This is a genomic window from Desulfobacterales bacterium (assembly GCA_030066985.1).
GTDB lineage: Bacteria > Desulfobacterota > Desulfobacteria > Desulfobacterales > JAHEIW01 > JAHEIW01.
Window position 1 is genome coordinate 42,448 of sequence record JASJAN010000017.1, and the last position, 12,703, is coordinate 55,150.

At 45.0% G+C, this 12,703-nt stretch carries 15 protein-coding genes; 11 read left to right on the plus strand and 4 right to left on the minus strand.

Annotated elements, in window-relative coordinates; genetic code table 11:
* Positions 1 to 51: 51 nt before the first annotated feature.
* From QNJ26_09795 to QNJ26_09805, 3 genes are all read left to right on the plus strand, one after another.
* The gene (locus QNJ26_09795) at positions 52 to 1,605 is read left to right on the plus strand and encodes a hypothetical protein (protein MDJ0985825.1); all 1,554 of its coding nucleotides are present in this window, start codon (positions 52 to 54) and stop codon (positions 1,603 to 1,605) included.
* A gap of 120 nt (positions 1,606 to 1,725) precedes the next feature.
* Positions 1,726 to 3,234, plus strand: a complete 1,509-nt coding sequence (locus QNJ26_09800; protein ID MDJ0985826.1) for a class I adenylate-forming enzyme family protein — start codon at positions 1,726 to 1,728, stop codon at positions 3,232 to 3,234.
* A 202-nt stretch (positions 3,235 to 3,436) separates the two neighbouring features.
* Positions 3,437 to 4,252, plus strand: coding sequence for a hypothetical protein (locus QNJ26_09805; protein MDJ0985827.1), 816 nt, complete (start codon positions 3,437 to 3,439; stop codon positions 4,250 to 4,252).
* 59 nt (positions 4,253 to 4,311) lie between these two features.
* Here the strand turns inward: QNJ26_09805 and QNJ26_09810 are convergent, their stop codons facing one another.
* Positions 4,312 to 4,596 carry a hypothetical protein gene (locus tag QNJ26_09810; GenBank protein ID MDJ0985828.1) on the minus strand — a complete coding sequence of 95 codons (285 nt, stop codon included), beginning with the start codon at positions 4,594 to 4,596 and terminating at the stop codon, positions 4,312 to 4,314.
* Positions 4,597 to 5,363: 767 nt separating this feature from the next.
* On the opposite strand from QNJ26_09810, the gene QNJ26_09815 reads away from it, so the two are divergent.
* The 4 genes from QNJ26_09815 (at position 5,364) to QNJ26_09830 (ending at position 7,780) form a co-directional block, all read left to right on the plus strand.
* A complete protein-coding gene (locus QNJ26_09815; protein MDJ0985829.1) occupies positions 5,364 to 5,936 on the plus strand; it encodes a hypothetical protein in 573 nt (190 codons plus the stop codon).
* A 159-nt stretch (positions 5,937 to 6,095) separates the two neighbouring features.
* Entirely contained in the window at positions 6,096 to 6,230 is a 135-nt protein-coding gene (locus tag QNJ26_09820) for a hypothetical protein (GenBank protein MDJ0985830.1), read from the plus strand.
* A gap of 572 nt (positions 6,231 to 6,802) precedes the next feature.
* Entirely contained in the window at positions 6,803 to 7,063 is a 261-nt protein-coding gene (locus QNJ26_09825) for a hypothetical protein (GenBank protein MDJ0985831.1), read from the plus strand.
* Between the two features lie 255 nt (positions 7,064 to 7,318).
* Entirely contained in the window at positions 7,319 to 7,780 is a 462-nt protein-coding gene (locus QNJ26_09830) for a TerB family tellurite resistance protein (protein ID MDJ0985832.1), read from the plus strand.
* Positions 7,781 to 7,878: 98 nt separating this feature from the next.
* Here the strand turns inward: QNJ26_09830 and QNJ26_09835 are convergent, their stop codons facing one another.
* Positions 7,879 to 8,499 (minus strand): hypothetical protein, encoded by a 621-nt coding sequence (locus QNJ26_09835; GenBank protein MDJ0985833.1) that lies wholly within the window; start codon positions 8,497 to 8,499, stop codon positions 7,879 to 7,881.
* Between the two features lie 250 nt (positions 8,500 to 8,749).
* Between QNJ26_09835 and QNJ26_09840 the strand changes: the two genes are divergently transcribed.
* The 4 genes from QNJ26_09840 (at position 8,750) to QNJ26_09855 (ending at position 10,945) form a co-directional block, all read left to right on the plus strand.
* Complete coding sequence (locus QNJ26_09840) at positions 8,750 to 9,073, plus strand: hypothetical protein (GenBank protein MDJ0985834.1); 324 nt, start codon at positions 8,750 to 8,752, stop codon at positions 9,071 to 9,073.
* 187 nt (positions 9,074 to 9,260) lie between these two features.
* Complete coding sequence (locus QNJ26_09845) at positions 9,261 to 9,560, plus strand: AF1514 family protein (protein MDJ0985835.1); 300 nt, start codon at positions 9,261 to 9,263, stop codon at positions 9,558 to 9,560.
* 28 nt (positions 9,561 to 9,588) lie between these two features.
* The gene (locus tag QNJ26_09850) at positions 9,589 to 10,542 is read left to right on the plus strand and encodes a homocysteine S-methyltransferase family protein (protein MDJ0985836.1); all 954 of its coding nucleotides are present in this window, start codon (positions 9,589 to 9,591) and stop codon (positions 10,540 to 10,542) included.
* The gene (locus QNJ26_09855) at positions 10,490 to 10,945 is read left to right on the plus strand and encodes a hypothetical protein (GenBank protein MDJ0985837.1); all 456 of its coding nucleotides are present in this window, start codon (positions 10,490 to 10,492) and stop codon (positions 10,943 to 10,945) included. Before QNJ26_09850 ends, QNJ26_09855 begins: the two co-directional genes overlap by 53 nt.
* 143 nt (positions 10,946 to 11,088) lie before the next feature.
* Here the strand turns inward: QNJ26_09855 and QNJ26_09860 are convergent, their stop codons facing one another.
* A complete protein-coding gene (locus QNJ26_09860) occupies positions 11,089 to 11,613 on the minus strand; it encodes a hypothetical protein (GenBank protein MDJ0985838.1) in 525 nt (174 codons plus the stop codon).
* 84 nt (positions 11,614 to 11,697) lie between these two features.
* The gene (locus tag QNJ26_09865; protein ID MDJ0985839.1) at positions 11,698 to 12,240 is read right to left on the minus strand and encodes a polymer-forming cytoskeletal protein; all 543 of its coding nucleotides are present in this window, start codon (positions 12,238 to 12,240) and stop codon (positions 11,698 to 11,700) included.
* Positions 12,241 to 12,703 lie beyond the last annotated feature (463 nt).

Here is a 12,703-nt window from a genome sequence, read left to right on the forward strand (position 1 = left end):
GCGTCTGAAAAAATAAAGCTTCCAACTAATTCAGAACCAGGGGTGCCGCATATGAAATCAAGACTGATCTTTTTTGGAGTTCTTTTGACAGCGGTTTTCTTCCTGCACACCCATGCCCTTCCCTTTCAGCCTCAGCGCAAGGGCCAGCGATTGATCGGTCACGGCATTACCGAAGGCGCCAACGAGTTTGGGGTAGCCTTTTCCCTGGCCCGGGAAACCGGTCTGGAATTCATCGAACTGCCGTTGGCCTGGGACAGCGTTGAAAACGCACCGGGTCGTTACCACAGCAAAATCCTCACCATTGCCAGGGCCTTTTTTCCTGCCAGGGACGTGAAAATTTTTTTGACCGTCAACCCCATCGACACCAACAATCTCAGGATGCCGGCGGACTTGAAAAATAAGGCCTTTGATGATCCAGAAGTCATCGAGCGCTTCAGGCGGCTGCTCGATTATGTCTTTGATCACGTGGGCCAACTTGATCTAATTGGTTTTGGGATCGGCAATGAAATCGATGCTTATCTCGCCAACCATATATCGCGCTGGAAACAATACCAAACATTTTACGAAGCCGGCCGACGGTATGTTAAAGAAAAACGACCGGACCTTAAAGTCGGCACCAAGGCCATGATGTACGGCCACATTTTTCATCATACCGCACAGCTACAGGAAATGAATCGCAACAGCGATCTGATCATGGTGACTTATTATCCGCTCAAAAACGGTTTCAAGGTCCACAGCCCCGCTGTCGTTCACGACCACTTCAAGCGCTTAACCGGCATTTACGCGGGCAAAACCATCAGCATGCTGGAAGCCGGCTATCCCACCAGTACCTATCTTGACAGCTCCGAGGACAAGCAGGTCGAGTTTATCCGTGAATTATTCACGGCCTGGGACCATCATCGCGATCAGATTTTGCACATGAATTTCATGTGGCTGCATGATGTTTCCGATGCCAAATTGGAGGAATTTGAAAGATATTACCGCATTTCAACCAGGGCCTTTATCCAATTTTTAGCAACCCTCGGGCTGCGCACCTATGATGGAAAGGACAAGCCGGCCTTTGACGAGCTCAAATATCAAATCCAGGCGCGCAACTGGCAGGTTCAAAAAGATACTCTTGCGGTAATCCCTCATAATGGAGGTGCGGTTAAAATTGGGTTCTCACAACAAGCGGAGTTATTTGGATGCGCAGACGGCAGCACGGTATCCCTGGATGATGTCGCCCCGCAAACGGACAACATGTCGATGCGCTGGAGCTACCGCTATGCCGATGACTGGATGTGGTGTCTGAGAAGCGTTAAAGGCCAGATGCTAGAACATACCACCCGGGTATCCTTATGGCTTAAAAGTGACCGCAACGGCCCCGTCTTCCTGCGGATTGACGAGTCAGATGGTGAATCGTTTTTCGTCATCACCCACCCGGGTTCGGACTGGCAGCGGTTTGAATTCGCATTCAGTGATTTTTCCATCGACGAAAAAACCAGCCGCAACGGCCGTCTGGAAGCCGGCAACATTATCAACCTGATCATTGCCGAACCCCCGGCTGCTGATCACAAATCAAATGCCACCCGCACGGTGTGGGTATCCAATCTACTTTTTAAATAGCACCCCAGGTCCTGTTTTGATTTTGACATCCTTCCGTCCTCGCATTAGTATATTTCAGATTTCACTCTACCGTCCAGCGCCACACGCCCATCAAAATGATTGAACAATTTTGAGGAAATTATGAATATTGGCAGACTGCTCAAAAGACACGCAAAATTTCGGCCTGATCATCCGGCACTTATCTTCGGCGAGGAACGGCTCAACTTTAAAGCGTTTAACTCCAGCGTCAATCAACTGGCCAACGGCTTCTTAAAACTGAGCATCAAAAAAGGCGACAAAATCGCGACCGTTTTAAATAATTGCATTGAGCTTCTGGAGGTTTTTTGGGCCGCTGCCAAAATCGGTGCGGTGGCTGTTCCGCTGAGCCCACTGCTGCGTGGTAAGGGTCTTTCAAGCCTGATTCGGGATTCGGATACGGTTTTGATCATTACAGAATCCGAGGCTACAGGAATTATAGATGCCGTCAAACCGGAGCTGCCCCAGATACCCGCAGAGCGTTACTATACGGTCTCCGGCGAGCATTCTGGTTTCACGGATTATCAGGTGCTCAAAGCCGTTTCGAAAGACTTCGAGCCGGAAAAAATCGAAATTCATCAGGACGATCCCGTCAATATCATCTACAGCAGTGGCACCACCGGCCTGCCCAAGGGAATCGTCCATACCCACTATATTCGAGGACTATACTGTTCGACTTTTGCCGCGTCATGGCGCATGACACCCGAATCAATTTGTCTACACACCGGCTCGGTCATCTTCAACGGTGCGTTCATGCTTATGATGCCCGCTATGTACCTTGGGTCCACGTTTGTTTTTGGGAGTCACTTAAACGGCTCTCAGCTTGTCGAAATGGTTGAAAAGGAAAAGGTAACCCATATCACCACGGTTCCCGCCCAAATGATTGCGATGCTCAATGCGCCTAATTTTTCACCTAAAGCCCTGTCTTCAATCGAAGCGATTTGCTGTATGGGCGCCCCGCTACATAAAAAGCACAAAGAAATGTGGCATCGGCAATTGCCCGGCACTTTTTACGAAGCTTATGGCTTAACGGAAGGATTTTTTACGGTTTTGGATAAAACCGATTATGAAAATAAACCTGAATCCGTTGGATGCCCGACGCCGTTTACCGAAATCAAGATCATCAATGATCAGGGCAAAGAACTGCCAGGTGGGGAAGTGGGCGAAATCATCGGTCGGGGCCCCCTGGCAATGTCCGGCTATTACAAACAGCCTGAGCTGACCCGCCAGGCCGTTAGAAAGGGATGGATTTACAGCGGCGACCTGGGCTTCACAGATGAAGAAGGTTTCCTGCACCTGGTGGATCGAAAAAAGGATATGATTATTTCCGGCGGCATCAACGTCTATCCAAGAGACATCGAGGAAGTTTTGATCCAGCATGCGTCTGTCAGAGAGGTGGCCGTATATGGTGTTTCCAGCGAAAAATGGGGCGAAACTCCGGTGGCTGCAGTGATGTTGCGGCGGGATGCAGCAGCCTCACCGCAAGAGTTGCTGGAATGGGTCAACGATCGCGTTTCCGCGCGTTTTCAGAAAGTCAGTAAAGTCGTCATAATCGATGAATTTCCGAGAACCGCCACCGGTAAAATACTCAAACGGACCCTGCGCGATATGTAACCCTCAGAAGTTTATATTGGTCGGTACGTCCATGAAATTATAACTTTCCTGATAGTTTCCACACAGATCTTGCCTACAATTCCGGCATTTCAACACCGATCCACATGATGATAGATCTGGTTTAGTATGATCGATCATTCTTAAGTTTATCCTGTTAGATACCGAAATTTATAAAAGCTTAAATTCGAAATGGGATAAACTGATGATTTGTCCAGAATGTGGTCATAAACAAGAAGAATATTTTGTCGAATGTGCCCGGTGCGGTGTCATCCTGTCAAAGGCTATAGAACTGGACACAAACCGGGAATCCCTTAAGCGACACGGCCAAAAATGCTCCGATAAAAACATTAAAAAGCCGACTCGCAGACTATTATTTAAGACCCTCAAAATAGTTTCGGTCACTTTATTACCTTTATTGCTCATCAGTTTATTGGGTGCTTTTTCTCATTGGAGCTTTGGCAGTGGCAGTTTTGCGGGTAAATTCAGACTGGAAAAATTGGACTTAAGTTATCAACAATTTCTTCAAACACAGTACGTGTCAAAAATAAAACTTCCTGAAACCAGCCAGGATATTGACATATTTTACGATGTCGTTCCTCAATGCGAAAGTATTGCCATCCAAGCTAAGGTAAAAGAAAAAGATCCGGATTTACATGCCATTGTCGCTGCTTTTTTGTTAAATGATGGCAGCAAGCCAACCCTGGTTGAGAATTTTCCTTCTCCTGCGGCTGCGTTGGCTATTTCGATTGATTGGTGTAAGGAGCCGCATCCTGCATGGTGGCAGGCGATGGATGCGTTAGCTATCTCTTTGGGTTGGCTTGGGAACCCGCAACCAGCATGGTGGCAAACAGATGCCGCAATGAATGGTTATCATACGAGTGTTTTGAAATTTGACCGCGAAGGCGGCATCTGGGCATTTTATAATGAGGATACCCAAACCATAAGAGTCTTTAGTTTTCATGGGCAACACGTAAAAATTTCGGATTTTGAACAGAGGTTAGGGAAACGCCCATCGTAAGTCGAGGCCCTCGATGAGCGCTATGGGTTTAAATATTCAAGGCCCAAAGATTTTGCACTTCAACCAATATGTGAAGAATCGCCAGCCAAAAAAATTAATGAAGCCATATCCGGTTTTTCGCAAGCTTCTGCGGAACATGAAACGATTAACGCTTTAGCTGATCTTTCACAGGAAGGCGTTAAGTAAAAAACTGTACCGCGCCCTTTCTCCGATTTTTTTGCATATACCGCCGCGCCTTTAGGGCAGGGCACGGACCAAAAAATTTGATTAAATCTTTCTTGTATTTTTTGTGCCACAATTGGGGCAATATGTTCATTTGATATGGTAAATTTGTACCATGCCATATCTAACTCCTTTTCTTGCGGCATGAATCGGTTTTCTCAAGTAAGATCATGGTCCCATTTTCTTATCGACAATTTTAAAAACAACAAAAACAACCGCCACTATGATAACAATGAGCAATATTTTTATGATATCCATTTTTATGCTCCGGAAACGTTGGTTGTATCTTGTTTATGATCATTCTTCCTTCCAATTTAAAAACCAGGCCTCCTGCTAGATATAAGTTCAGAGCAAATCAAATGCCAACATCACAAGATTATGGAAATTTGCTTAATATCAAATAGTTATATTAAATATGACTGTGTGATTTTAAGGCCGCAACAAATTATTGTGCGTTTTAACACAAAATATTTGCGGAAATTGACGCAGTTGTTAAAAATGAAAATGGCCACAATAAATTGAGCGCTGCACCTTGGGCGAACTGTGTTTTAGGAACGGCCATGCGTCCTGCGGGCTTTGAAAGACAAGGTCCAAAGAATTTTATCTTTGGAATTTTGAGAAAGGACTTTATCTGCTAACTAACCGCTGTATTTCCATTAACCGCAACCGCCTGTAAAAAATTCGCAGAGCCCTGAGTGTCGGTCACCTGCCATTCCGATCACCTCCCCTCAAATTCCTTTGACATCAATCGGACTTTATTGTTACCCATTTTGCGATATTAAGACCTCGAAATCGTCACATTCCGTGATATTGACACATAAGTTCGCATCGGCAGAACAAAAATCATAAAACACCACGCTCAAAAAAAATAATCGAGGGGGTACGCAGAATGAATCACCGATTTGGTACGGTTTTTTTAGCACTTCTGGTTTTTGGCTTACTGGCTTTCAATAGTTCTATGGGGATGGCGGAAGATAATGTGATTTTAGATGAGCTATTAACCGAGGTTCAGAAAACACTTATCCGGGTGAGCACATCTATCGCAGAAGATAATCTGCCGCCTTTACATAAGATCACCCTGCAGTTAAAAAGCGCTTTGGCCACAAAGGCCGACGGCAAAGTATCATTGATCGTTGTGCAGTTGGGCGCCAAAGTGGATAGCGAAGCGGTGCAGGAAATCCATCTTGAACTCAAGCCCCCGAAACCCGCTGATGCAGCCTTGGTGCGCTCAGTAGAGGATACGCTGGCTACTGCCATCATCGAGGCTGCCAAAAGTGCCTATCGGGCTTCAAAAAGAAAGCCGCCTTTGCACCTGTCAAAACTGACCGCAAAAATTCGCTTTGTCGTTAAAACAGAAGGCGGCGGCGGTGTGAATTTCAAACTGCTGCCGGTTACAATAAAACTGGGTGGAAAAGCCAAAAAGGTCAACACACAGCAAATAATCATAGAATTTAAACGTTAGTTGATGGCGCCACCCCTTACCTCTTGCAAAACGCCAAGCTCGTCAAGCGGCGCCATTCAAGCTTGCTGCAAAAGTCAGGGTGATTATCTTATCGTTAGTTTACATTTTCGCATTACGTTAAGAACGATTATCGGACGCGGCTGCAAGGAAATCAAAAAAATGCAGATTAAACATAAGGTGGGTTTGGCGCTGATGCTGATGCTCGGTCTGAGTCTTATGCTCAGCATAAACGCAAACCTTCAATCGAAAGCTGAAAATAAGGAATTAACCAAAGCGGTTTTTAAAGTTGCCTGATTCGATGTAAGTGAAGAAGTCCTGGATGGGCTTAAAGGTGCCGAACACGTTTACAGTCACTTTATCGGTCGAAAAGAAGCCAACACCGTGTGGTATGATCCTGCTTTAACCAGCGTCGAACAAATTGAGAATGCCTTAAAAGATGGGGCCGGTTATCTTGAAACTGTAGACTGAAGTTAAAAAAGGTCCAAGGTTCGCAGGATTACGTCGTCTCCTTCTAACTATAACGCGGAAAGCTGTGTGCCGCAGACGCTGTCCCCCTTTTAACTAAACTCCTTGACATAAAACGAAATTTTTTGGTAGTAAGTCCACAAAGATCGCCAAGCTCAAAAGCGGCCGAGTGTCCATTCTGAACCGAACTCCATCCTATACGTAATTTATAGCTGTTAAAGTTAAAACAGACCTCCCTTTCCTGCTCTCAAGAGACACGCTTTTTTTCACTTAGTATAGAAGCGACGATTACCACTGATCTCGAAATGGTCCTCCTCTGACTTTAAAATGTGAGACTCAGGGCTACGGTGACGTCATAATTGAAATGCAATATCCAAACATTAAACAACGGGGATACAGTTATGAGCGAAGAAAAAGTCGGTGTCGTTTCTAATTACTTCAGTAAAATATCCGTTGCAGCCGTCGAGATCACCGATGGGACTGTGTCTGTGGGCGATACACTTCATTTTTTGGGGCATACAACAGATTGTGAATCCAAGGTGAGCTCAATGCAAATCGAGCACAAAGCGGTAACAAAAGTAAAGAAAGGGGATAGCGTCGGTATAAAGGTATCGGAAAAAGTAAGGGAAAACGACAAAGTATTCAAAATAGTCCCAGATTAATTGTTTTTACGATAAGGCATGAAAAACGTTGTCTTAAACTTTGCAAATATCGCTCTTTATACAGATGTAACTCTTTTAACAGCTTTTAATCCAGACAATTGCACTGCAATTTGTGAAAGCCCTCAGTGGCTGGTGTTCTCCCGGAATAATCCCTTCCTTATTTAAATCCACTTGAGTTCATAAAAATTATTTGTTAGTCAGCTTTTAAATCACAAGCTTTCAAATCTCTAATGACAATTCAAAGGAAAATGGCAGATGCTGGACAAGATCAAACGATTTTTTGAAAAGGCTGCGACCGACGGTTCCGACAATGCCAAGCAGGCTACAGAACACGATATAAGGGTTGCCACCTGTGCGCTGTTTGTGGAGATTGCGCGCATCGATAATGAATTTAGCGATGCGGAGATGGAAACCATCTTATCCATATTAAAAGATACATACGGCTTGTCCCAGGAACACGCCGACGCCTTGATCGCAGAAGCTGAACAGGAGCTGGAAAAAAGTGTTGACCTGTGGCAATTTTCCAACCTGATTAACGAAAATTATTCAACTGAAGAAAAGATTGAAATCATCGAAACCCTCTGGCGCATCGTCTATGTTGACGGGAAGATGGACGAGCACGAGCACTACCTGATGGGCAAACTGCAGACCTTACTGCGGCTGGATCACAACCAGCTCATTACTGCTAAGCTTAAAGTTTTAAAGTCTTCAGGTTAATGCGTTAATCCGTTGAATCGATAATTCGTCACTGCGTTTTTCAGAAGTTTTAATTTTGTCGATTGCCGAATTTCAAATTAGCCCCCAAATGGATTATTCTAATTTTCTATTATCCATTCTGAGGCTGACCCATCAAAATGATAGACGTATTTCATTCCTTTGCGGCATTTTGCCGTGTCATCAATTACCGTAATGATAGGTTCTCCGTTTGCGTTTTCTTCCAATTCAACACGACAATTTAACGATAGGTCTTCTTGCTCGATTAATTGAGCGACAGTGGGAAGTGTCATGTGGTCTGGATCGGCAAAATAACTCGAAATGGCCGCTACGGTATTGTGAGCATCGGATTCCATTCTGTCACATGCGTTGGCGGTTCCCTCCTGAGTAATGGTGTAATAAAGGCAAATGGTAAAATTGGAAAGTGGAAACCAAAAAATGGCCAAACAGGCGAAAGCAGCTGCGATTCCCGCCGTGGTCCATTTCTTTTTAATCCATCGTCTTTTTTGACCACTGCTTTCAAAGATGAGATGACGCATCGACAGATAGATAGCGGCCAAAAAGGGAAAAGATGTAAAAGTAAATGCAACCATTCTTTCAGAAGGCAACGCTTCCAGCAATCCCCTGCCAAAAACGACCATATGATAGTGAAAATACCAGAAATTAAATGCTGTTATCAGCATGGATATAATCACAATGATGGTTCCCAGAAACAGTCTCATATTTTAAATATATCATATTTTTGCATAATTGATGAATTTCCACAGAAAAGGCACCAAACTGAAAATCAAAACCACTGTGACATATTGATGTGAAAATGGTCAATTATTGACTTTAGAAAGCCTGATGTGTTTATATGGATTGGCCGCTTTTCCAAAGTGCAGATCCAGCCCATGTGATGGCTAAAACCGTAAACGGAAACTCCCTTTCCCATACGTATATCCATTAACAGCAGATTAAGGAGGAAAACAGATGAAGATTGAACTCAGCAAAACCCTGGTGGAATTCACCCCCGAGGCTGACTACGAAAAGACCATGTTAGAGGGATTGTGGCGCATGCTGGTGGATTGCGCCCGCTTTAATCAAAAGCTTGTACCTGTGGGTGAATATGTGCCTGAAAAAAATAACATCGCCAGCTTTGCCGTCGAAGGCGAAAAGGGCGAAGAGGATTATCCCGCCGTATACGTGGACAAGGACTGCACCTGCTATTGCCAGACGTGCAACAAGTTCGTCAACCTTAAGGCCGGAGACCGCATCCCACCGTGCTGCGGAAAGCTGATGGAGTTGCTGGACTAAGAATTCCGGATTGAGGAATTTTAATTAACCACGGACCCACACGGACAAACACAGACGAGTAAAACTAACTATCGAATCCTTCATTTGGAGGTATACAGAATTAGCTGGTTTTTAAGATTTGCTCTCTGTGATCTCTGGGGGCTCTGTGTGATAAGAGAACGCTTTACGCGTTTGGGTTTTCCAGCCTATGGAATTGATTAAGCCCAAAATTACAGATTATCCGGGCAGGCATATTGAATTAACGGTTGATAAGCCTGAGCTTGATTTTGAAGAAGCAAAGGATTTGGCAAAACAAAAGGCAAAAGAGTTTTGCAAAGATCCGATGCTGCTGTCCTGGTACAAAGGAAAAACCGGCGAGTCGTATCCGAATTTAGAATGCGGCCCGGGTGATAAACCGGCATGGATTATTTTTGCCGATTCAAGAGGCGGCGACCTGACCATCGATGTCAACGCCGGACAATTCGTATTTATTTACCTCTCTTTATAGGAATAACACGACATTTACGATCATCAAGATGAAACAGTTATCTTTCCCACAGTTGTTTGATACATCTGAATGCATCCTTGGCGAGGGTGCCGTAATCGAACGCCTGCGTCGTAATAGCGCATTTGAACTCGATCCAGATGTGGTCAACTCGGCTTTTATCTACAACCCAAGTAAACGTGCCGCGCTGGCTGACATCTATCGCCAATATCTTGATATCGGCCACAAATATAATCTACCCTTGCTGCTTTCAACCCCGACTTGGCGAGCCAGCCAAGAGCGTATCAAAAAAGCCGGTTATGAAAAAAGGGATGTCAACGGCGACAATTTTAGATTTTTCGATGACATGCGCAGAAGCTACGGCGCCTATGCCGCCAAAATAGTCATCTGCGGTCTGCTGAGTTGTCGCGGCGACGCGTATAATCAGGCTGAAGCACTTTCATCAAAAGAGGCCCACGCGTTTCACTCATGGCAGGCCAATAAACTTGCTGAAGCAGGGGTTGATTTTCTACTGGCCGCCACCTTGCCGGCCCTAAGCGAAGCCACCGGCCTGGCCACAGCGTTGGCTGCTACCGGAAAACCCTACATTGTCAGCTTTGTGTTCCGTTCGGAAGGCACGCTGCTGGATGGCACCCCCATAAAAGATGCCATTGCCACCATCGATACCAGCGTCGAACCAAAACCATTGGCATTTATGTCCAACTGCACCCATGCGTCTATATTTAAAGCTGCCATGATGCACGCAAAAAATTCGTCTTCTGCGGTCAGAAAACGCGTGGCAGGGCTGTTGGCCAATACGGCTGCCCTTGAGCCTGAAGCGCTCGATGACAGCGAAGAGCTGGTTGAGGAAGACCCGCACATTTTTGGTGAATCAGTAGCCAGCCTTCATCATGAGCTGGGAATGAAGATCTTGGGGGGATGCTGCGGAACCGATGAGCGCCATATCGACAGCCTGGCCAGCAGGCTTGTTTCGCGAGGTGCCTAATTTGGAAAAGGACGTTCAAGTTAAAGCCAGGCTAATAGATCATCCTCAAAAGCAAAATCCTTTGAAATGGGCGCGCAAAGAGACTCGCAACGGCCGATTACGTTTTACGGACAATAGCATTCAATTTGAAGAGTGGAACATTCCTTTTTCCAAAATTAATAAAGCGATTATTTATACGCCTGAAGAGAATTTTATTGCGCCGGTGACTATTTTAAGAATTTATACCGACCCAAAAACCTATGAATTTTCAGCAATGCGGTTCAAGATTCCGGATCTCCAATTTCCCGTTCCGATACAAAAAAAGACCGTGCCGGTGTTAACCAAACGACAAAACCGCTGGACCTATTCCTTCATCATTTTCGTCACACTCATCATCATTATCTACAAGCTGTTAGTGAAGTGAGCGTTTAACACATTAAGCTTCGTCTTGTCTCTGTTTTCAATTTATCCTGCATTTAATCCATCACTGCAGCGAGAAATTCAATAATAAACCAATGCCCGGCACGCTGATGGCTGGTTCAAAATCGAATTCGGCATAATGATGCCCTAGTCGCTTTTACATAAAAACTCCCTTACCCCATTGCGATAGATGAATGACTTGACAGTCCGAAAATCTGACAGCACAGCGGTCATGATCCTGTTGTTGTGATAATAGCGCGGCAAATCCAGGTGGCCCTGGAGGCGAAACTTTATGCGGCAGCCGCTACTGACGACAAAGGTGTGGGTTTGCTGAGGGGCCCATTGCTTTTCAAAACTGGTGATGATCATCATTCCCCCCGGCTTTAGTGTCATTTGACACCAATTCACCAATCTACCCAATTCTTCAACCTTTAAATGGTCAAGAAAATCCCACAGGTTGATCCCATCGAAACTGCCCGCCGGATAGTCTAAGAATTCCCGCACCTGCTCGGTCGATAAACCCTTGTGCCGGCTACGATTCAATCGCACAAATAAATCACAAACGTGAAAGCGCATCACCCGTTTTGTGAAATATAGGATATTTTCCTGACAAACGGGTCCCACATCCAAAACCTGTGCTGTCGGATGACGGCCAAGGTTTTCAAGATACATTTTAAGCATCCTGCTGGTAAAGGCAGCAAGTGAGGGGTCGGCATGAGAATAGTCGTAAACAGGTACGCTCGGAGTTACCAAAAATCAATTCTCCTTAACAACCTCTTTGGCCGTTTGGTTTTTGGACTTGTTAGCGGGTTGTTGGGCTGTTGAGGGCGTCGACTTTGCGCTCAAAGTTGTCTTTCTGTGGGGCTCCTGGGCAAGCTCAATGGATCCTTTGAAGTAGGCACCATCTTCAATCGAAATACCCTTGGCTCTTATATCACCCATAAAATCGGCTTCTTTGGTAATTTCAACCTTGCCCTGTGTCTTTATATTGCCAATCATTTGACCGCTGATGCGTACATTCTGCGCATTGATCTCACCCTCAACCCGTCCGTTGGACCCCACAGAAAAATTATGCCTGGCCATTTCGATGTTACCTTTCATAGCACCATCGATAACGAGGTGCTCATCGCCGCGAATGTGTCCTTCGATAGCGATATTTTTTCCGATGGTGGTATTTTCAGAACTGGTTTGCGTTGACGGGATGGACGGTGTCGGTTTGGGTGCTGTCTTTTCTGAGACTGAATCTTTCTCATAGACATAATCTGAGCTATCTTCCGGTTTTTTGCCTTTTTTTAACATGATGCCTCTCCTTTCTTTTTAGGTCAATTCTTGTTCGCTAAGTTCCATCATTCGCTTGATGGGCAAAGCCAAACGGTTGATTTGATCACGGCTCATCGAAATACGTATGAACGTATTTGTTACTTTTCGAGCTTGCTCAAGAAAGATTCTGCGGTGGTTTACTCAGGAGGAAGTCTTTTTGGCAGTTCTAAATTTGAAATATAATGGAGCCAGTCTAAAAGGCATACACCCGTTTTAAACATTATTGAAACAACCAAGTGGTTGCTTTAAAGCTTTGTCCTTCCCCCCAGGCAAGATCAACGCAAGCATTCACAAGCGCCAAATGACCCTTCATGATACGCAAGCAATTCGAATTTTTAGCTCGATCGGGCGCCGCATGTATCTGATCTATATAAGAATATAGCAATAAGTGTGCAATTTAGGCAAAAAAAAATGATGTGATTAAAATACAGACAGTTATCGA

Bases quoted from the DNA above. Each gene is read 5' to 3' on its own strand.
- QNJ26_09795 (MDJ0985825.1), top strand. From the start codon at position 52: ATGAAATCAAGACTGATCTTTTTTGGAGTTCTTTTGACAGCGGTTTTC.
- QNJ26_09800 (MDJ0985826.1), top strand. From the start codon at position 1,726: ATGAATATTGGCAGACTGCTCAAAAGACACGCAAAATTTCGGCCTGAT.
- QNJ26_09805 (MDJ0985827.1), top strand. From the start codon at position 3,437: ATGATTTGTCCAGAATGTGGTCATAAACAAGAAGAATATTTTGTCGAA.
- QNJ26_09810 (MDJ0985828.1), bottom strand. From the start codon at position 4,596: ATGGCATGGTACAAATTTACCATATCAAATGAACATATTGCCCCAATT.
- QNJ26_09815 (MDJ0985829.1), top strand. From the start codon at position 5,364: ATGAATCACCGATTTGGTACGGTTTTTTTAGCACTTCTGGTTTTTGGC.
- QNJ26_09820 (MDJ0985830.1), top strand. From the start codon at position 6,096: ATGCAGATTAAACATAAGGTGGGTTTGGCGCTGATGCTGATGCTCGGT.
- QNJ26_09825 (MDJ0985831.1), top strand. From the start codon at position 6,803: ATGAGCGAAGAAAAAGTCGGTGTCGTTTCTAATTACTTCAGTAAAATA.
- QNJ26_09830 (MDJ0985832.1), top strand. From the start codon at position 7,319: ATGCTGGACAAGATCAAACGATTTTTTGAAAAGGCTGCGACCGACGGT.
- QNJ26_09835 (MDJ0985833.1), bottom strand. From the start codon at position 8,499: ATGAGACTGTTTCTGGGAACCATCATTGTGATTATATCCATGCTGATA.
- QNJ26_09840 (MDJ0985834.1), top strand. From the start codon at position 8,750: ATGAAGATTGAACTCAGCAAAACCCTGGTGGAATTCACCCCCGAGGCT.
- QNJ26_09845 (MDJ0985835.1), top strand. From the start codon at position 9,261: ATGGAATTGATTAAGCCCAAAATTACAGATTATCCGGGCAGGCATATT.
- QNJ26_09850 (MDJ0985836.1), top strand. From the start codon at position 9,589: ATGAAACAGTTATCTTTCCCACAGTTGTTTGATACATCTGAATGCATC.
- QNJ26_09855 (MDJ0985837.1), top strand. From the start codon at position 10,490: ATGAGCGCCATATCGACAGCCTGGCCAGCAGGCTTGTTTCGCGAGGTG.
- QNJ26_09860 (MDJ0985838.1), bottom strand. From the start codon at position 11,613: ATGTATCTTGAAAACCTTGGCCGTCATCCGACAGCACAGGTTTTGGAT.
- QNJ26_09865 (MDJ0985839.1), bottom strand. From the start codon at position 12,240: ATGTTAAAAAAAGGCAAAAAACCGGAAGATAGCTCAGATTATGTCTAT.